Consider the following 18,804-nt stretch of genomic DNA (forward strand, 5'->3'; position numbering starts at 1 on the left):
ATACCTAGTATCAATTAGGCACTTCAAATAGACCAGGTATATTGAAGGAAACCTCATCACCGATGCGCTTTGCCCGACCGAATACAGCGATCATCTCAGCAGGATGATCCTCGACCAGATCGCCGACAAATGGTCGATCCTCATCATTGCGGCACTCTGCTCCGGACCCATGCGCTTTAATGGACTGAAGCGCGAGCTGAACGGTGTCACGCAGAAGGCTCTGACACAGACGCTGCGTCGACTGGAACGTTTGGGACTGATCGAGCGACGAGTGTTCCCCGTGTCGCCGGTCGCAGTCGAGTACAGCGTTACTCCGCTGGGCGAATCGCTGAAAGCGCCGTTTCAGGCGATCTTTCAGTGGTCTGTTGCCCATGGGCCGGAGATTGAGGCGGCGAAGCAGCGGTTCGATCGGGAACGCGACGGCGCCTGACCGCTCAATGGAACTGGGGGTCGCCAGATGCGCTCATAGGAGTGAGGTGCTGACGGTACTTTCGGCGCGTGTCTCGCTCAGACGTTAGTTCTCCGCCTGGCGCGGAAAGAGCCGATAGTAGTCGAAAGATGGCTTGCGGAGGCCAGTGGAAATTCCTAAATGATATCAGTAGCATAGCTTTCTGACGGGTCCTGGGCCGGTAGTAATCAAGCCGAAAAATATTTTCTGAAATGAATTCAATTTGTTAGCATGAAATCGAACAATTGAGTGGGAATAAGCGAAGGCGGAGCAATTCCGCCTTCTGTTCATCTTTTGTTCTTTATTTTATCACCGCACAATGATAGGTTTCCGGCCTTGGCATAAGGCTGTGGAGCATCGTCATGGAGTGCGAGTTGACGGACGAAAGAGCCTTGAGGCAGCTTTGCTTTGATGGGCTGGAGCCGCAGAAAATACGACGCGTCAATCCACGCTTTCGAAACAAGCTCCTGTTGCTGCTGAAGCCGCCACGGCAATTGGCGGAAAGAATGTTTGTCGATGCGTCGCATCATGCTCTGGGTCGGACAACCCGTGAGGCATATCCCGCCGAGCTTCTACACATAACCCTGTTGTGTTTGGGATGTTTCGAGACGATCCCTCACGGACTGACAAGCAGACTGAAGGCGGCAATGGGTGCGGTAAACGCGCGGCCTGTTCCGGTCACCCTGGACGGAAGTGCACTTTTTGGCAATCGCAACAGTTTGGTCCTACGAAACGGTGATGATCAGCCGGAGATCCATGCCCTGGTGAGGCTGCTGCAACGGGCGCTTCGACAGGCGAACCTTCCCTATATCCCTGCACCATCTTTTACACCGCATATCACGATGATTTATAGCTGCGGGAAGATGGAACCGATGCCGGCCGGAAAGCCATATAGCTGGCTTGCGAGTAATTTCGAGCTTGTTTTCAGCCATAATGGCGAAACCCGACATGAGTCCCTTGGACGCTTCGCACTCTCCGCAAAAGCGGATCGGTATGAGCCGCTCGAAAGTCAGCTACATCTACCGCACAAATTGATCGGTCCTAGAAAACGACCGAACCGGAAGCAGTCGGAACGCTAAGGCGCGCCAAAATATACTCACGGGCGAGGCGAAATCGCCTCGCTACAAACGATAGCAGCTTAGAGCTGAACCTTGTCGAAAGCCTTGCCGTCGATGCCGAGAGCTTCTAGATCGGCACGGGCGGGCTTGCGATGTGCGCGAACAGCGGCCGAAACCGAGAGCGCTGCACCGAGAACGGCGAAGGTTTCACCGAAGAAGTTACGCGATGTCTTTGCAACCTGACGCATTTTAATCTCCATCTTTGTTGCCCAGATAATGGGGATTTCAGGCATCTTCTACAACTCTCGATGTAGCAGGGAAGCCATGCAGCTTTGCTCGCGCTCGTTTGGATGTCAGCCGCCTCGATTTTGCATAGCTCAAGCATTGTGAGGGATGAATCGACGCAAGGCGCCTCAGGCGGCAGCTTGAATAAGATGGATATTTTGTTATGCCGGAAGGCTTGAAGACGAAGAGGCGATAGCATGACGTTCACGATTTACGGCATCAAGAATTGCGACACGATGAAGAAGGCCAGAAGCTGGCTGGAGACGAACAGCGTCGATTATTCTTTCCACGACTATAAGACAGCCGGTATCGACCGCGCCCATCTGGAAACATGGTGTGATGCCGCCGGCTGGGAAACGGTTCTCAACCGGGCCGGCACGACATTCAAGAAACTCGACGACAGCCAGAAGGCCGATCTTACACGAGAAAGGGCCATCGGGCTGATGCTGGAACAGCCCTCCATGATCAAGCGGCCCGTGCTGGAAGCGAAGGGTAAGATAACCGTCGGCTTCAAGCCGGAAATCTACCAGACGCTTTTTGCCTGAACGCAACCCACCATGTCCAAAACAACCCGCGCCACCCAGATGCTGACTAAAGCCGGCATTGCCTTCACCACCGTGACTTATGATTACGACCCGAATGCCGATCGCATCGGGCTGCAGGCGGCCGAGGCGATCGGTGAGGCGCCACATCTGGTGCTGAAGACACTGATGGCGGAGCTGGACGGCAAGCCGGTCTGCGTCATTGTCCCCTCCGACCGCGAGGTGAGCATGAAGAAGCTTGCCGCCGCCTTCGGAGGCAAATCCGCCAGCATGATGAAGCCTGCCGATGCGGAGCGGGCCACCGGTTACCATGTCGGCGGCATCAGCCCTTTCGGGCAGAAGAAGCAGGTGCCGACGGCCATCGAGGCCGCGGCCATGGCGCATGATTGTGTCTACATGAACGGCGGGCAGCGAGGCTTACAGGTAAGGCTTTCGCCACGCGATGCCCAAAAGGCGCTGAAGGCCATTGCCGCACCGCTGGTCGCCGATTGACGCGCGAGGGGCACGCCTGAAAGCATTTGGCTTTCAGAAGGAATGGGCTATGGTCGGCGCCTCCTATTGAAATAGACGAAGGCAGATCATGACCGTTTCCCCCATCGATCCCGTCAAACTGGAAAAACTCGCGGAAGTCGCCGTCAAGGTCGGCTTGCAATTGCAGAAGGATCAGGATCTGGTGATCACTGCACCGCTGGCGGCCCTGCCGTTGGTCAGGTTTTTGACCAAGCATGCCTATATGGCGGGCGGCGGGCTGGTTACCACTTTCTATTCCGACGAGGAAACCACGCTTTCGCGCTACCGCCATGCCAGCGACGCGAATTTCGACCGGGCTTCCGGCTGGCTCTATGAGGGCATGGCCAAGGCCTATGCCAATGGCGCAGCGCGGCTGGCGATTGCCGGCGACAACCCCATGCTGCTGGCCGAAGAGGACCCCGCCAAGGTGGCGCGCGCCAACAAGGCCAATTCCACCGCCTATAAGCCGGCGCTGGAGAAGATTTCCAACTTCGATATCAACTGGAACATCATTTCTTACCCCAATCCGTCCTGGGCAAAGCAAGTCTTCCCCGGCCTCACCGAAGATGAAGCGGTGCACAAGCTCGCGGATGCCATCTTCGCCGCCTCGCGGGTGGATGTCGCCGATCCCGTCGCCGCATGGGCGCAGCACAATGCCAATCTCGCCAAGCGCTCCGAATGGCTGAATGGCGAACGCTTCTCCGCGCTGCATTTCACCGGCCCGGGCACCAACGTAAAGATCGGCCTAGCTGACGGCCATGAATGGCATGGCGGCGCTTCCACCGCCAAGAACGGCGTGACCTGTAACCCGAATATTCCGACCGAAGAAGTCTTCACGACACCGCATGCGCTGCGGGTTGACGGTTACGTCTCCAGCACCAAACCACTGTCGCATCAGGGTACGCTGATCGATGATATCCAGGTTAAGTTCGAAGCCGGTCGCATCGTCGAAGCCAAGGCTTCCAGGGGCGAAGCCGTACTGAACAAGGTGCTCGACACCGACGAGGGCGCACGGCGTCTTGGCGAAGTGGCGCTTGTGCCGCATTCCTCGCCGATTTCGGCAAGCGGAGTCCTGTTTTACAACACGCTATTCGATGAAAACGCCTCGTGCCACATCGCGCTTGGCCAATGCTATTCGAAATGTTTTCTCGACGGCGCCTCGCTGTCGCAGGATCAGATCAAGGCGCAGGGCGGCAATTCCAGCCTTATCCACATCGACTGGATGATCGGTTCCGACAAGGTGGATATTGACGGCGTTAAGCCAGATGGCTCCACGGTTCCTGTCATGCGCAAGGGCGAATGGGCCTGACGGCCCCCTACCTCGGCAACTGGCTGCGCTGACTGAGCCAGATGCTGAAAAGCACGGCAATGAAACCGGCGATCTGCGCTGGCGCGAGGCTTTGACCGAGCGCCAGCCAGCCCAGCAAAGTTGCAACGACCGGACTTAAGAAGCCGAGCGATGCGGCCGCGGAAGGTTCGATGCGGGCAAGCCCACGAAACCACAGAAGATAGGTAAGTGCTGCACCGATGAGGCCGAGATAGGCCATACCGAGAACATTGGCCGCCGTTGGCGCCGGCAAAGCCGGCTCCAAGAGATAAGCGACCGGCAAAAGAAGAATGCCGCCGGCCGTCAATTGCCACGCGGTGAAGGTGAGGTTCGAGACGGGCGGGCGCCATTTGCGGGTCAGCACCGTTCCGAAGGCCATGGAGACGGCGCCGGCAAGGCCTGCGGCAACACCGATACTATCAAGTGCCGCGCCGGGCGTCAGCACCAGAAGCGCAACACCGGCAATGCCGAGAAAACCGGCGACGATGGCGAGCGGCCGCACCGGTATTGAGAGAAACAGCCGCGACAGCGCGATGACGATGAGCGGCTGCACCGCACCCACCGTGGCTGCGACACCGCCCGGCAGTCGATAGGCTGAAACGAAGAGCATCGCCCAGAAAAACGAAAAATTCAGCGCACCGAGAATGAAGCTGCGCGGCCACCAGATACCCTGCGGCAGCTTTCGGACGAGAAGCAGCAGCAGGACACCGGCCGGCAAGGCGCGCAGCATGGCGACATGCAGCGGATATCCATGCGGCAGGAATTCCGTCGTGACAAAATAGGTGGTTCCCCAGATGGCGGGAGCAAGTGCTGTCACCAGCACATCGGCTAAGTAGGTCGTATTTTTCTTCATATCAAGAATCTCTATATCAAGATAAATTCAACTTAGTCGATTTTATCTTGACGTCAAGATATCAATTGTTATGCCTTGGTGATGAGCGAAGAACCGTTGGACCACGTCGATCACATTCTGGCGCAGTGGCGCAGGGAGCGACCCGATCTCGATGTCGATCCCATGGGGCTGCTCGGGCGCCTGAACCGTCTTTCCACCCATCTCGGCCGCGAGGTAGAGGCGGCGCTGCTGAAGCACGGGCTTTCCTCTTCCGCTTTCGATGTACTGGCGACATTGCGGCGCTCCGGCTCACCCTACAGGCTCTCCCCCGGCGATCTCCTGGCCATGACGATGGTGAGTTCCGGCACCATGACCAACCGAATCGACCAACTCGAGAAAGCCGGCCTGGTGGAACGTATCCACAACCCGAACGACCGGCGCAGCGTCCTGATATCGCTGACGGAACGGGGCCTTGCGATTGTCGAGGAAGCGGCAGGCGCTCACGTCGAAAACCAGCACCGCCTGGTCGCCGGCCTCAGCGAAGAAGACCGTGCGACGCTGAACCGACTGCTGAAACGGTTTTTGCGAGATTTCGAAGAATAGGCCTTTTTGGCCGACAAACACACAATGGCTCCGTGATGGCGCTTGTTTCGCTTCAGAAAATCCTGTAAGCAATTCTCCATAAACCTGTACTACAGGTTGGAGGAAAAATGTTAAACGCCATTTCGCATGAAGCCGGTCTCGTCAGCAGCACGGTCGGCGCTATCACCCGTCATATCCGCGAAAACGAACTCGCACCCGGCGCGAAGCTCCCTAGCGAGCTTTCGCTCTCGCAGCAGCTCGGTGTCTCCCGCACCGTCGTTCGTGAGGCTTTCCGGTCTCTGTCTGCCATGCGGCTGATCGACGTGAGCGCCGGCAAGCGGGCCACTGTGGCGACGCTGGATCACGGTGCAATGTCATTGATGTTCGAACATGGCATTCACACCGAACAGATCAACATCCAGCAGATTTACGACGTACGCCGCACCATCGAAGTCAGAACCGTGACGCTTGCGGCGCTGAGGCGCACCGATGCGGAGGCGCTGACCATTCTCGACCATGCCAACAATATGGAGCGGGATTTCGGCGACAACGACAAGGTCATGGAACACGATCTTGCTTTTCACATCGCCATAGCCAGGGCCTCCAAGAACCCGGTTTTCGAACTCATTCTCGCCGCCTTCCAGAATGTGACGCGTCAGACCTGGCCGATCGGCTGGAAAAGCCGCACATCCGATGCGCAGCGCCATGCCGCAAGCGAGCTTCACATCGCCATCGGACAGGCCATTGCCGCCGGCGATCCGCAAACGGCTTCAACACTGATGGCGCGGCATTTCGATGAAAGCGTGCATGCGCTTCTGGCCGCCGGCATCGCCTGATTTTTCAAACACCGTTCCAGGCGGAACACGACCTGCCTCTGGAGGAGATACTTCATGAAAATCACGAAACTTGAGACCGTCCGTGTGGCGGAACGGGCAAACCTGCTCTGGGTTCTGGTCCATACGGATGAAGGTATTACCGGGCTTGGCGAAACCTTTTATGGCGCCGAGACGGTGGAAACCTATGTCCATGAATATATCGCGCCCCGGGTAATCGGTCGCGACCCGCTGCAAATCGACCTCTTGGCGCAAGACCTTGTCGGTTATCTCGGCTTCCGTTCCTCGGGCGCGGAAGTGCGCGGCAACTCCGCTTTTGACATCGCGCTGTGGGATATTTTCGGCAAGGCCACCAACCAGCCCATCGCCCAGCTGCTCGGCGGTTTCAGCCGCAGGGAAATCCGCACCTACAATACCTGCGCAGGCACCGAATACATCAAGAAAGCGACCGGCCAGCAGACAGCCAATTACGGCCTTTCCGGCGGCAAGGACTATGACGATCTGAACGGCTTTCTGCACCGGGCCGACGAGCTTGCCCATTCGCTGCTGGAAGACGGCATCACCGCCATGAAGATCTGGCCCTTCGATGCGGCGGCGGAAAAGACGCGCGGGCAATATATCTCGATGCCGGACCTGAAAAGCGCGCTCGAGCCATTTGAAAAGATCCGCAAGGCGGTGGGCGACAAGATGGATATCATGGTGGAGTTCCACTCGATGTGGCAGCTTCTGCCCGCCATGCAGATCGCCAAGGCGCTTACCCCCTACCAGACCTTCTGGCACGAAGACCCGATCAAGATGGACAGCCTTTCCAGCCTGACGCGTTATGCCGCAGTGTCGCCAGCGCCCATTTCCGCATCCGAAACGCTCGGCTCCCGCTGGGCCTTCCGTGACCTGCTGGAAACAGGTGCAGCCGGCGTGGTGATGCTTGACATCAGCTGGTGCGGCGGACTTTCGGAGGCGCGCAAGATCGCCTCCATGGCGGAGGCCTGGCATCTGCCGGTCGCGCCGCATGATTGCACTGGCCCGGTCGTGCTCTGCGCCTCCACGCATCTGTCTCTCAATGCGCCGAATGCGCTGGTGCAGGAAAGCGTGCGCGCCTTCTACAAGACCTGGTATCGCGATCTCGTCACCGCATTGCCTGAGGTGAAAAACGGCATGATTACCGTGCCGCCGGGCGCCGGCCTTGGCATGGAACTGCACCCCGATATCGAAAAGACCTTCACTGTCAGCCGCCGTTTTTCGGATACGGCGTCGATCTGATCAGAACAGGCTGCCCTGATTGCCCGGATCGGAAGAAGCCGGTTTCGCCGGCTTCTTTTTTGGCGCTATGGGGTTATCGGGGGACGGTGCGCCCTCCCCCGTCGTGATGGCCGAGACGCGGCCATCGGCAAATTCCATCGAGACCACAGCACCTGAAGCGATAGCTGCCGCACGCGTCAACGGCCGGTTCTCTTCGTCACGGATCACGGCATAACCGCGTTTCAGCACGTTTTTATAAGACAGAGATTGCAGGATGCGGTCATGAGCGGCAAGGCCCGCGCGGTTCTGCGCCATGCGGTGCAATACGGCGGTATCGGCCCGACGCACAGCAGTGACGACCCGCTCCTTCTGCCGCTCCACCTGGCCGAGCAACCGAGCGGGAAGCGAACGCAGCGCGGAATCGAAGGCATCGACGCGGCCTTTGCCCTGCAGCAAACGGCGCTCCACCAGGGTCTCGGCCCGGTGCATACGTTCGGTGACGCGTTGCCTGTGGTGTTTGAGACCGTTTAGCAGGGTCTCCGGTCTCAGCCCCGAAGCGGAACGTTCGAAGGCACGGCGCTTGTTCAGCGTCGTCAATTCCAATCCCCGGCCAAGACCGCTTGTAGCCTCATCGAAACGGCGGCGCGGCAGGGCCAGAAGCTGATCGAGGGACGGCAAGGCACGCACCAGCGCCCGCACGCCCTGGCGGCGATTATCCATCTGCCGCGAAACCGAACCGGCAAGGCGCGCGGCAAGGCCGGAAAGCTGCGCTTCAAGTTCCGCACGCACCGGCACGGCCATTTCGGCGGCCCCCGTCGGGGTTGGCGCACGCACATCGGCGGCGTAGTCGATCAAGGTCGTATCGGTTTCATGCCCGACGGCGGAAATCAGCGGGATTTCGCTTTCGGCAGCGGCGCGCACGACGATTTCATCGTTGAAACTCCAGAGGTCCTCCAGACTGCCGCCGCCGCGCGCGACAATCAGTACGTCGGGCCGCGAGGTCACACCGCCGGGCTGAAGTGCGTTGAAACCGCGAATGGCGTTCGCCACCTCCTCGCCCGAACCTTCACCCTGCACCTTGACCGGCCAGACGACCACATGGACCGGAAAGCGATCGGAAATGCGGTGAAGGATGTCGCGAATGACAGCGCCCGTCGGCGAGGTGACGACGCCGATGACATGCGGCATGAAGGGCAGCCGGCGCTTGCGAGCCGCATCGAACAGCCCTTCCGCCGCCAGCCGCCGACGTCGATCTTCCAGAAGCGCCATCAGCGCGCCGGCACCGGCCGGCTCGAGACTTTCGATGACGATCTGGTATTTCGAGGAGCCGGGAAAGGTTGTGACCTTGCCGGTGGCGATGACTTCCATGCCCTCTTCGGGGCGGAACTTCAGCCGCGAGAAGGTGCCTTTCCAGATCACCGCGTCGATACGGGCGCGGTCGTCCTTCAGCGAGAAATACGCGTGCCCGGACGAATGCGGACCACGATAGCCGGAAATCTCGCCGCGCACCCGCACCTGCTCGAACGCCGTCTCCACCGTGCGCTTGATGGAACCCGACAGTTCGGAGACCGAGAACTCGGCAAGATTGCTCAATGCTGCGTGGGAGAAAATATCGCTCATGCCCGTTTGTAACCAAAACCCGCCGATTCGGAAATGCCGGCGCCGACCAGCCTCATTTTAACGACGTTGAAACCATATCCCCAACTAACGAGTTAGGAAGATGAGGATGGGAGGAGGAAACAAGGGTTCGTTAGGGAAAACGGCGTTAAGCCTTCCCTCAGGCCCGACAATCAAAGAGGAGGCGGCATCATGATTTTTCTTACCGCCACAGTGCTCGGCGTAACCGCAGTTGCGCTCCGTTCGGTTTTCAGCATCGTTTTCATCTGCATGATGGTTATCGGTGCCTATGGCGTGGCGATTGCACTTTCTTCCACGGCCGTGCCCTTGATCTCGCTGCTTCTGGCGCTCGCCGGTTACAATTTCGGTGTCGTGGGTGTCGTTATCAGCCTTCTGGTGCTGCAGCGCCCGCGTTCCACCAAGCCAACCCTCTAAAAGTCCATCGCCTTGAGGCTTCCGCACTTTGCACTGACCGAGATCGGCGGACTGGCCGTTGATCTCGTCGTTACCTGTCTGCTTATTTTCTATCTCGGCGTCGATCCGCTTGCCGCCCGTTTGCCGGGTGCCGCAACGGGGCTTGCAACAAGCTGGCGGCTGAACCGTTCGTATGGTGAGGCATCAGCCAGGCTGAACAGCTTCCTGACAAATGCCGTCACGCTTACCTCACGGATCGTCAGCGTCGGGCTGTTTGCCCTGCTGCAATGGCGCAACCCGCTGGTGCAGCCGCTCGTCCCGCTTGCTTTTGCAGCACTCGCAGCATTTGTGCTGGCGCTTTACGGCTATTGGCGGCTTCAAAAGCAACGGCAGGATCAGGACTAAACTGTCTCCCAGCCATCCTTTTCCGCTGCCCGGTAGATAGCGTCGATGAAAAGCTGGTTCTTTCTCGAGCTTTCCAGCGTCACGACGTCGCCCTCACCCTTCGCCGCACGGGCAAAGGCCTCCGCCTCCAGCTTGTATTGGCGGCTATCCTGAAACCGGAAGATTTGCGACTGGTTGTGGGCCTGATTGGTCAGCTCGATCTCTTCCGCACCCCAGCGATTGGCGTTGAACGGAGACTTGACCTCGATATACCCCTCAGTGCCATGGAAAACCATGAGCTGACGGGCGGCAAGCTGTGTGGCCAGATAAAAACTCAGTTCGAAATCGCCAAAATCGGCCCGGACACTGGAATAGATATCCGTGCCGAATTCTTTATCGCGCTCGACGGTGGCCTGTACGCGCCGGGGTTCCGCGCCGGTAGCGAAGCGGGTAACGATGGTCGGGTAAACGCCGATATCCGGCAAGGCGCCGCCACCCAGTTCGGGAATATTGCGCATATTGCCGGGATCGCGATTGAAATAGCTGAAAGCGCCTTGAACATGCTTCAGTGTGCCTATCGCGCCGGACGCCAGCAGTTCCTTCACCTTCGCCCAGACGGGCGCATAGGTGACCATGAAGGCTTCCGAGATGATAACACGGTTGCGGTCACGCGCGGCGATGAGGGTATCGATCTCCTCGGCCTTCAGTGCAATCGGCTTTTCGCACAGAACATGCTTGCCGGCATCGGCGGCCTTGACGGTCCATTCCACATGCTGCGAGGTCGGAAGCGGAATATAGACGGCGTCGATAACACCCGACGCCAGCATCTCCTCATAGGAGCCGAAGGCGTGGGGCACGGAAAAACGATCCGCCACCGCGCGGGCCTTGGCGAGGTCACGGCTGGCGATGGCGCTGACCACGCAGTTTCGCGCATCCTGCATCGCCGGGATGACGTGATCCTGAGCGATTTTCGCCGTTGAGATTATTCCGAAACGCAGCATTCCATTCTCCCGCTCTGCCATCGTCGGAAACTTACCATCGTCACACGGCCTGGCAAGCCGCCCATGCATGACAGAGCAGTGTATGGCTGAATTTGTCCTGTCTTTGTCGGAATACCTGCTTTTCTCCAAGCTAGATAAGAGGAATTATGCTATGCATGAACCCAATGGAGAAACATGAAATGTCCTCTTCTCGTACAGCGCTGCTAGTCATCGACGTTCAGGAATCCTTTCGGCACGCCCCTTACTTCGAAGAAAGCGAGCTTGCCGCTTATCTGGAGAAGCAGCAGATGCTGATCGACGGCGCCAAGGCTGCGGGCATTCCCGTCGTGCAAATCTTCCATGTCGATGGCGACAGGGCTTTTTCAAAAGACAGCGGCTATATCCGGGCGCTGGAGGGTGTGCGGATTACCCCAGATGTCACCTTTCACAAGAACCGCCATTCCGCTTTTGCCGGCACCGGCCTCGAAATCTGGCTGACGCAGAAGGGTATCAACCGGCTGATCGTTTCCGGTATCCGCACCGAACAATGCTGTGAAACCACCACCCGTCACGCCTCCGATCTTGGTTACAGCGTCGACTACGTCACCGAAGCGACGCTGACTTTCCCGATGACACATGCTTCCGGCACCGTCTTCAGCCCCGACGATATCCGCAAGCGGACCGAGCTGGTGCTGGCTGGCCGCTTTGCGCGCATCGTGACCGTCGACGACGCACTTGCCACCTTGGAAGAGGCGGCCTGATGGATAAAGGCGGCACACGCACCATTCCCTTTTATACGCTTGTGCCGCCCCATGCGCTGTTGCTCGATATTGCCGGTCCGCTCGAAGTGATCCGTTATGCCAACGGGGAACAACGGGACATCCATTTCGACTGCCGCTACATTGCTGCGAGTGACAAACAACAATCCTCCATCGGCCTTGCGCTTTCAGGGCTGGAGAGCTTGCCCGCGACCCTGCCGGAAAATGCTTTCCTGCTGATCTCGGGCAGCACGTCACGCTTCGACAACGATCCGGAGGCACGGCGAGAGCGGCAGACGCTGGTGGCATGGCTGCGCCGCGCGGTGCGCCCTCATACGACAGTCATTTCCATCTGTTCCGGCGCGCTGCTGGCGGGCGAAGCCGGGCTTTTCGACGGGTGCAACTGCACGACCCATGCCGATTGCGTTGAAGGGCTGCGCCGCGTCGCGCCGCTGTCCCAGGTGGCCGAAAACCGCCTTTTCGTCGAGGATGGCAACCGCTTCTCAAGCGCCGGCATTTCCACCGGTATCGACCTGATGCTGCATGTGGTTTCCCGGCTGACATCCCCGGCGGTCGCAGCGCGTATTGCCAAAACCATGGTGGTTTATCTCAGGCGCAGCGGCAGCGATCCGCAAATCTCCCCGTGGCTCACCGGCCGCAACCACATCCACCCCGCCATTCATCGGGTTCAGGACCGTGTGATGGCCGAGCCGGCGCAGGACTGGTCGCTGGAGCGGCTGGCCGATATTGCGGCGCTCAGCGAAAGGCACCTGTCGCGCCTGTTTCGCGAGCATACGGGCATCAGTGTCATCGATTATGTCAACCTGATGCGGGTCAATCTCGTCCGCGACATTCTCGCCAACAGCCGTCTGGATATGGAAGCCATTGCCGAGAGGGCCGGTTTTGCCTCCGCCCGGCATTTGCGGCGTGTCTGGCAACAGCATAATCGCTTCCCTCCCAGCCACTATCGCGGTTTTCAGGCCTGATAATCTCAGACCCTGCCGCTGCCTGATGAATGCCATCAAAGGAATTGAATGGTTATGCAGACTGGCAGTTGCTAACCTTGGGGCAAAGTCAGCAACAGGAGCATTCCCCGTGGAAAAACGAAGCCTTGGCCGCACCGGCCTCTCCATCGCCCCGATCGTCTTCGGTGGCAACGTCTTCGGCTGGACAGCGGACGAGAAGACTTCCTTTGCCCTGCTCGACGCCTTTTTCGACGCCGGGTTCAACGCCATCGACACGGCAGATGTCTATTCCGCCTGGGTGGATGGACATGTGGGCGGCGAGTCCGAGGCGATCATCGGCAAATGGCTGAAGCAATCGAGCGTGAAGCGGGAGGACGCGGTGATCGTCACCAAGGTCGGTTTCGACAATCGCGGCCAGAAGACAGGGCTGAGCGCCAGGTGGATCGCAGAGGCTGTCGAGGCTTCGCTGAAGCGATTGCAGACTGACTATATCGACCTCTATCTTGCCCATAAACCGGATGCGGACGTGCCGCTGGAAGAGACGCTTGCCGCCTTCGCAAAGCTGAAGGAAGAGGGGAAAATCCGCGCCATCGGCTGCTCCAACTATTCCGCGAGCCAGCTTCAGGAGGCGCTGGACGTGGCCGCGAAGAACAATCTTCCGCGTTATGATGTACTGCAGCCGGAATATAACCTCTATAACCGCGCGGATTTTGAAGGTCCTCTTGCCGATCTTTGCGTCAAGGAAGAGCTCGGCGTCATCAACTATTACAGCCTCGCCGCCGGCTTTCTGACCGGGAAATATCGCGCCAAGGCCGATACGGAAGGTGTCGCCCGCAGCTATCGCGTCGGCGAATATGTCAACGCACGTGGTCTCGCCGTTTTGGGCGCCATGGATGCTGTGGCGGTACAAACCGGGGCCAAGCTCGCGGATATCGCGCTGGCCTGGCTGTTAAGGAAAAAGGCGATAACCGCGCCGATTGCCAGCGCCACCAGCCTGTCGCAGCTTGAAAGCTTCAAACGCGCCGGCGATCTGAAGCTCACGGATGATATGATGACCCTTCTCGACAAGGCTGGCGTATAAGATGGAACTCACGATTCGCGACGCAGAGCCGGCTGACCGGGCGGAATGGCTGCGCCTCTGGAACGATTATCTCGCCTTTTACGAGGTTGATCTTGCCGATGATGTGACGGAACACACCTGGGCGCGTATCCTCGATCCCACATCCCGTGTTTCCATGCGGGTGGCCATGCTCGGCAAGCGCATGGCCGGTTTCGCCATCCACCATTTCCATGATTCCACCTGGGTGAAGACACCGGACTGCTATCTGGAGGATTTATTCGTCGATAGCGAAATCCGTGGCAAGGGCACGGGCCGGGCGCTGATGGATGACCTGATCACTATTTGCAAGGACAAGGGCTGGTCACGGCTGTACTGGAATACGGACGAGCATAATCACCGTGCCCAGAAGCTTTACGACAGCTACGTCAAAAGCGACGGCCATATCCGCTATCGCATCAAGTTCTGATCAGCCCCGGTAGCGGAAAAAATCCACGAAAGCCCTCAGCGCCGGACGCATCTGCCTGCGCGAGGGATAATAAATGTAAAAACCGTCGAAGGGCGCGCACCAGTCCTCCAGCACGCGGATCAGCTTTCCCTCCCTGATATCGTCCTCGACACGCTGCTCAAAAACGAAGGCAAGCCCTGCGCCGTCAATCGCCGCCCGTCGAATGAGGCTCTGGTCCGACAGGATCAGCGGCCCTTGCACATCGACCACCAATGGCTTGCCATTCTTCTCCAGTTCCCAGCGATAGATAAGGCCGCTAGCGAAACGCCGGCGAATGCAGCGATGCCGAATGAGATCCCTGGGATCGCGTGGCGATGGATTTTCCGCAAAATAGGACGGAGAGCCAACAATTGCGCCGCGCCACGCGCCGCTGGCTTTAACCGCAATCATATCCGCATCGAGGTGCTCCCCGAGCCGCAGCCCGGCATCGAAACCTTTTGCGACAATATCCTCGAAGCGGTCGTCGGTTGAAATTTCGAGTGAAATATCGGGATAGAGCCGCAGGAATTCACCCAGCCGTGGCACGATGAGGTCCTCGGCGGCCAGTCTCGGCAGAGTGATGCGCAGAGGGCCGGCCGGTCTCCCGCCATGCTCGGCGAGGGTCTCGATGACCGCATCGATATCCGCAAGTGCAGGGCCAAGCGTCTCGAGAAGCCGCCTGCCCTCCTCTGTCGGTGAGACGCTGCGGGTGGTACGATGAAGCAGGCGTAGCCCAACGCTCGCCTCCAGCGATGACACCGCATGGCTGACGGCGGAAGGGGCAATGGCAAGTTCGGCGGCGGCCTTGCGAAAGCTGCGGCCTTCGGCAACGGCGGCCAGAACGGCCAGCTGGGAGAGTTGCACACGGTTCATTGTTCTAAATGATAGAACAACCCACACGGATTTGCAGCGATTATTTTTATCGCCATGAGACGCTATTTTCTAACCACGCCCCTAGCGATGGGCGGCTCCTTATGGAAGGACGTACAAATGAAAAAAAGAACCCTCGGAAACAACCTTTCCGTTTCGGCGCTTGGCCTCGGCTGCATGGGTATGACCCATGCCTATAGCCCGACCGGCGATGAGAGCAGCGCAATTGCAACGCTGCACCGCGCCGTCGAACTCGGCGTTACCTTTTTCGATACGGCGGAGGTTTACGGGCCTTACAACAACGAAATCCTTGTCGGCAAGGGTTTGAAGCCCTATCGCGACAAGGTGGTCATCGCCACCAAGTTCGGCTTCAAAATCGACACCACCAAACCCGCTGGCCAGATGATGGTAGGCACCGACAGTCGCCCGGAAAATGTGCGCGCCGTCGCCGAAGCCTCTCTCAAACGCCTTGGCGTCGATGAGATCGACCTGTTCTACCAGCATCGCGTCGATCCGAATGTTCCGATCGAAGACACGGTCGGCGCCATGGCCGAGCTGGTGCGACAGGGCAAAGTGAAGCATCTCGGCCTGTCGGAAGCGAGCGCCGAAACACTTCGCAAAGCGCACGCTGTTCATCCGATTGCGGCCATTCAGAGCGAATATTCTCTATGGACCCGCGACGTGGAGGAAAACGGCGTGCTGGAGACCTGCCGCGAACTCGGCATCGGTTTCGTCCCCTTCAGTCCACTTGGACGCGGCGCTTTGACTGGCGCATTGAAGACGCTCGACGGACTTGCATCGGACGACTTTCGCCGCGGCCTGCCGCGTTTTCAAAGCGAAAACTTCGACGCCAATCTGGCGCTCATCAAGCTTCTGGAGGACATGGCGACTGAGAAGGGCGTGACCGCCGGACAACTGGCTCTGGCCTGGGTTCTGGCGCAGGGCGACTTCATCGTTCCTATTCCCGGCACGACAAAAATCGCCAATCTGGAGAAGAATGTTGCCGCGGCGGAGGTATCGCTGACGGCAGAAGAAGCCGCCAGCCTCGGCGCGCTACTTTCGCCCGCAAAAGTCGCCGGCGCGCGTTACCCAGAACAGATGTCACGGATGGCCAATCGCTAGAAACAAAAAGCCGCGGCAACCGCCGCGGCTTTGTTCATTCCGACAGATGCCCCCAGGCTCAGGCGCGCAGGACGCCGCCCGTCGATTTCTCGACATTGCCGACGATCTTGGCCGTCAAGGCTTCGAAATCCTCGTCCGTCAGCGTCTTGTCGACCGGCTGGATCTGGACCTCGATGGCTACCGACTTGCGGTTTTCGCCGAGCGATGCGCCTTCGAAGATGTCGAAGACGTTGACGCCGGCGATCAGCTTGCGGTCGGCGCTTGTAGCCGCCTTGATGATGGCGCCCGCTTCCACCGACTTGTCGACCACGAAGGCGAAGTCGCGCTTCACCGCCTGGAAGGGTGAAAGCTCAAGCGCAGGCTTGGTCCGGGTTGCCTTCTTCTTCGGCTCCGGCATGGCGTCGAGATAAATCTCGAAACCGCAATAGGCGCCGGAGACATCCAGTTCGGACAGCGTCTTCGGGTGGAATTCACCGAAATAACCGAGCACGACCTTCGGACCCATCTTGATGGTGCCGGAACGGCCGGGATGATACCAGGAGGGGCCGCCGGCCTCAATCTGCACATTGGCCATGGGCAGGCCGCAAGCTTCGAGCACCGAAAGCGCATCGGCCTTGGCGTCATAAACATCGACCGGCTTACCGCCGCCCTTCAAAGCATTGGACCACATGCGGCCGCTACCCGCCAGCGAGGCCGTTCCACGGCGAACGCCGCCGGCAACGCGGCGTTGCTTATCAGGTGTATCGCCCTCATAGGTGCCGGAAACCTCGAAGATCGCGACGTCACCATAGCCCTTGTCGGCATTGCGCTGTGCGGCGGTCAGCAGGCCGGGCAGCAGCGAGGGCCGCATGTCAGACATATCGGCCGCAATCGGGTTTGCGAGCTTCAGGGCCGGCGAACCGCCGCCGAACAGCTTTGCCTGCGCTTCCGGGATGAAGGACCAGGTGACGGCCTCGAGCATGCCGCGGCTTGCCAGCGCACGGCGCGCGGTGCGGGTGCGGATCTGCAGCGTGGTCAGGATACGGCCGTTGACGGCACCGAAGCTTTCCAGCGGTTCCGGCTTGATATTGTCAACGCCATGAATGCGCATGACCTCTTCAACCAGATCGGCCTTACCGTCGACATCAGGACGCCAGGACGGCACGGTGACGGATACGCGCTCGCCCGTTCCCTCGACGCCGAAACCGAGACCCTTGAGAATGGTGAGACTCTCCTGCGCCGACACTTCCAGACCTGTCAGGCGCTTCACCTCCGTCAGCGGGAAATCCACGACCTTTGGCTGATGGCCCTTGTAGCCAACGACTTTGGCTTCCCCGGCAATGCCACCGCAGAGTTCCAGAACCAGCTCGGTGGTGCGTTCCAGACCCGGAACCATATATTCCGGATCGACACCGCGCTCGAAACGATAACGCGCATCTGTGATGATGCCGAGCGAACGGCCGGTCTTGGCGATGTTGATAGGATCCCAGAGAGCGGATTCGATCAGCACGTCGACGGTGTTCTCGTCGCAGCCTGAATGTTCGCCACCCATGATGCCGCCGATGGACTCGAGGCCTTTTTCATCGGCGATGACGACATTGTTCGGACCGAGCTTATATTCGCGCTGGTCGAGCGCGAGGATGGTCTCGCCCTCCTTCGCACGGCGAACCGTGAGATCGCCTTTGACCTTGGCGGCATCGAAGACGTGCATCGGCCGACCCTGATCGAAGGTCATGTAGTTGGTGATGTCGACAAGCGCATTGATGGGGCGCAGACCGATTGCCATCAGGCGCTGCTGCATCCATTTCGGGCTTGGGCCATTCTTCACGCCGCGCACGATGCGCAACGAGAAGCCGGGGCAAAGGGCAGTGTCGTCCAGTTCCAGCCTCACGTCCACAGGCGTTGCGCCTTCCACCTTGAAGGACGGCGCGGGTCTCGTCTTCAGCTTGCCGAGACCGGACGCGGCGAGATCCCGAGCAATGCCATAGATCGAGGTGCAGTCGGGACGGTTCGGCGTCAGGTTGATTTCGATGACCGGATCGTCGAGACCGGCATAGGTGGCGAAGGACGTGCCGACAGGGGCATCCTGCGGCAGATCGATGATGCCGTCATGATCGTCGGAGATGTTGAGCTCCTTTTCGGAGCACATCATGCCGTGGCTTTCCACGCCGCGTATCTTGCCGACTGCAAGGGTGACGTCGATGCCCGGAACATAGACGCCCGGACGCGCGAGCGCACCGACGAGACCGGCGCGTGCATTCGGCGCGCCGCAGACGATCTGCACCGGCTTGCCGTCTCCGGCATCGACCATCAGCACCTTGAGGCGGTCGGCCTCGGGGTGTTTTTCAGCGGAAACCACCTTGGCAATGACGAAAGGCTTGTAGGCCGTTTTGTCATCAACATCCTCGACCTCAAGGCCGATTGCCGTCAGCCGCTCGCAGATCTCGTCCAGCGTCGCATCCGTTTCGAGATGCTCTTTCAGCCAGGAAAGAGTGAATTTCATGTCTTTGCTCCT

General features: G+C 59.2%; 21 protein-coding genes. 15 read left to right on the forward strand and 6 right to left on the reverse strand.

What is annotated here, in order from left to right; all coding sequences use genetic code 11:
* Positions 1 to 103 precede the first annotated feature (103 nt).
* The gene (locus ACQZ48_RS16225) at positions 104 to 430 is read left to right on the forward strand and encodes a winged helix-turn-helix transcriptional regulator (protein WP_202048158.1); all 327 of its coding nucleotides are present in this window, start codon (positions 104 to 106) and stop codon (positions 428 to 430) included.
* A 380-nt stretch (positions 431 to 810) separates the two neighbouring features.
* Positions 811 to 1,527 carry a 2'-5' RNA ligase family protein gene (locus ACQZ48_RS16230; protein ID WP_191217340.1) on the forward strand — a complete coding sequence of 239 codons (717 nt, stop codon included), beginning with the start codon at positions 811 to 813 and terminating at the stop codon, positions 1,525 to 1,527.
* A gap of 59 nt (positions 1,528 to 1,586) precedes the next feature.
* On the opposite strand, the gene ACQZ48_RS16235 is transcribed toward ACQZ48_RS16230, so the two are convergent.
* Positions 1,587 to 1,754, reverse strand: a complete 168-nt coding sequence (locus tag ACQZ48_RS16235) for a hypothetical protein (protein ID WP_003503889.1) — start codon at positions 1,752 to 1,754, stop codon at positions 1,587 to 1,589.
* Positions 1,755 to 1,988: 234 nt separating this feature from the next.
* Here ACQZ48_RS16235 and ACQZ48_RS16240 point away from each other — a divergent pair, with 234 nt between their 5' ends.
* The 3 genes from ACQZ48_RS16240 (at position 1,989) to ACQZ48_RS16250 (ending at position 4,152) form a co-directional block, all read left to right on the forward strand.
* Complete coding sequence (locus ACQZ48_RS16240) at positions 1,989 to 2,336, forward strand: ArsC family reductase (protein WP_191217339.1); 348 nt, start codon at positions 1,989 to 1,991, stop codon at positions 2,334 to 2,336.
* 12 nt (positions 2,337 to 2,348) lie between these two features.
* Positions 2,349 to 2,825, forward strand: a complete 477-nt coding sequence (gene ybaK, locus ACQZ48_RS16245; RefSeq protein WP_137409625.1) for a Cys-tRNA(Pro) deacylase — start codon at positions 2,349 to 2,351, stop codon at positions 2,823 to 2,825.
* A gap of 88 nt (positions 2,826 to 2,913) precedes the next feature.
* Positions 2,914 to 4,152, forward strand: coding sequence for an aminopeptidase (locus ACQZ48_RS16250; protein ID WP_191217338.1), 1,239 nt, complete (start codon positions 2,914 to 2,916; stop codon positions 4,150 to 4,152).
* A gap of 7 nt (positions 4,153 to 4,159) precedes the next feature.
* Here ACQZ48_RS16250 and pecM read toward each other — a convergent pair whose 3' ends face one another.
* Complete coding sequence (gene pecM / locus ACQZ48_RS16255; protein WP_191217337.1) at positions 4,160 to 5,023, reverse strand: 4-hydroxybenzaldehyde efflux transporter PecM; 864 nt, start codon at positions 5,021 to 5,023, stop codon at positions 4,160 to 4,162.
* Between the two features lie 81 nt (positions 5,024 to 5,104).
* On the opposite strand from pecM, the gene ACQZ48_RS16260 reads away from it, so the two are divergent.
* The 3 genes from ACQZ48_RS16260 (at position 5,105) to ACQZ48_RS16270 (ending at position 7,677) form a co-directional block, all read left to right on the forward strand.
* Positions 5,105 to 5,605 (forward strand): MarR family winged helix-turn-helix transcriptional regulator, encoded by a 501-nt coding sequence (locus ACQZ48_RS16260; protein ID WP_170985432.1) that lies wholly within the window; start codon positions 5,105 to 5,107, stop codon positions 5,603 to 5,605.
* 107 nt (positions 5,606 to 5,712) lie between these two features.
* The gene (locus ACQZ48_RS16265; RefSeq protein ID WP_077983772.1) at positions 5,713 to 6,420 is read left to right on the forward strand and encodes a FadR/GntR family transcriptional regulator; all 708 of its coding nucleotides are present in this window, start codon (positions 5,713 to 5,715) and stop codon (positions 6,418 to 6,420) included.
* Between the two features lie 54 nt (positions 6,421 to 6,474).
* Positions 6,475 to 7,677 (forward strand): mandelate racemase/muconate lactonizing enzyme family protein, encoded by a 1,203-nt coding sequence (locus tag ACQZ48_RS16270; RefSeq protein WP_137409621.1) that lies wholly within the window; start codon positions 6,475 to 6,477, stop codon positions 7,675 to 7,677.
* Here ACQZ48_RS16270 and xseA read toward each other — a convergent pair whose 3' ends face one another.
* Positions 7,678 to 9,276, reverse strand: a complete 1,599-nt coding sequence (gene xseA / locus ACQZ48_RS16275) for an exodeoxyribonuclease VII large subunit (protein WP_191217335.1) — start codon at positions 9,274 to 9,276, stop codon at positions 7,678 to 7,680.
* 189 nt (positions 9,277 to 9,465) lie between these two features.
* Between xseA and ACQZ48_RS16280 the strand changes: the two genes are divergently transcribed.
* Positions 9,466 to 9,708: a hypothetical protein gene (locus ACQZ48_RS16280; RefSeq protein ID WP_077983775.1), complete on the forward strand. Its 243-nt coding sequence runs from the start codon at positions 9,466 to 9,468 to the stop codon at positions 9,706 to 9,708.
* Between the two features lie 12 nt (positions 9,709 to 9,720).
* Positions 9,721 to 10,092 (forward strand): GtrA domain-containing protein, encoded by a 372-nt coding sequence (locus tag ACQZ48_RS16285; RefSeq protein ID WP_137409619.1) that lies wholly within the window; start codon positions 9,721 to 9,723, stop codon positions 10,090 to 10,092.
* Here the strand turns inward: ACQZ48_RS16285 and ACQZ48_RS16290 are convergent.
* Positions 10,089 to 11,072, reverse strand: a complete 984-nt coding sequence (locus ACQZ48_RS16290; protein ID WP_191217334.1) for a Gfo/Idh/MocA family protein — start codon at positions 11,070 to 11,072, stop codon at positions 10,089 to 10,091. The two genes, ACQZ48_RS16285 and ACQZ48_RS16290, sit on opposite strands and share 4 nt — an antisense overlap.
* A 179-nt stretch (positions 11,073 to 11,251) precedes the next feature.
* On the opposite strand from ACQZ48_RS16290, the gene ACQZ48_RS16295 reads away from it, so the two are divergent.
* From ACQZ48_RS16295 to ACQZ48_RS16310, 4 genes are all read left to right on the forward strand, one after another.
* Positions 11,252 to 11,812 carry an isochorismatase family protein gene (locus ACQZ48_RS16295; protein ID WP_191217333.1) on the forward strand — a complete coding sequence of 187 codons (561 nt, stop codon included), beginning with the start codon at positions 11,252 to 11,254 and terminating at the stop codon, positions 11,810 to 11,812.
* Complete coding sequence (locus ACQZ48_RS16300; RefSeq protein ID WP_448729037.1) at positions 11,812 to 12,795, forward strand: GlxA family transcriptional regulator; 984 nt, start codon at positions 11,812 to 11,814, stop codon at positions 12,793 to 12,795. Before ACQZ48_RS16295 ends, ACQZ48_RS16300 begins: the two co-directional genes overlap by 1 nt.
* Positions 12,796 to 12,904: 109 nt before the next feature.
* A complete protein-coding gene (locus tag ACQZ48_RS16305; RefSeq protein WP_191217331.1) occupies positions 12,905 to 13,855 on the forward strand; it encodes an aldo/keto reductase in 951 nt (316 codons plus the stop codon).
* Position 13,856: 1 nt separating this feature from the next.
* A complete protein-coding gene (locus tag ACQZ48_RS16310; protein WP_191217330.1) occupies positions 13,857 to 14,300 on the forward strand; it encodes a GNAT family N-acetyltransferase in 444 nt (147 codons plus the stop codon).
* Here the strand turns inward: ACQZ48_RS16310 and ACQZ48_RS16315 are convergent, their stop codons facing one another.
* The gene (locus ACQZ48_RS16315) at positions 14,301 to 15,191 is read right to left on the reverse strand and encodes a LysR family transcriptional regulator (protein ID WP_191217329.1); all 891 of its coding nucleotides are present in this window, start codon (positions 15,189 to 15,191) and stop codon (positions 14,301 to 14,303) included.
* A gap of 117 nt (positions 15,192 to 15,308) precedes the next feature.
* On the opposite strand from ACQZ48_RS16315, the gene ACQZ48_RS16320 reads away from it, so the two are divergent.
* Entirely contained in the window at positions 15,309 to 16,310 is a 1,002-nt protein-coding gene (locus tag ACQZ48_RS16320) for an aldo/keto reductase (RefSeq protein WP_142913740.1), read from the forward strand.
* Between the two features lie 58 nt (positions 16,311 to 16,368).
* On the opposite strand, the gene pheT is transcribed toward ACQZ48_RS16320, so the two are convergent.
* On the reverse strand, positions 16,369 to 18,792 hold the full coding sequence (pheT, locus tag ACQZ48_RS16325) for a phenylalanine--tRNA ligase subunit beta (protein WP_191217328.1): 2,424 nt from the start codon (positions 18,790 to 18,792) through the stop codon (positions 16,369 to 16,371).
* Positions 18,793 to 18,804 lie beyond the last annotated feature (12 nt).

The organism is Agrobacterium sp. 22-209-1, from assembly GCF_053522485.1.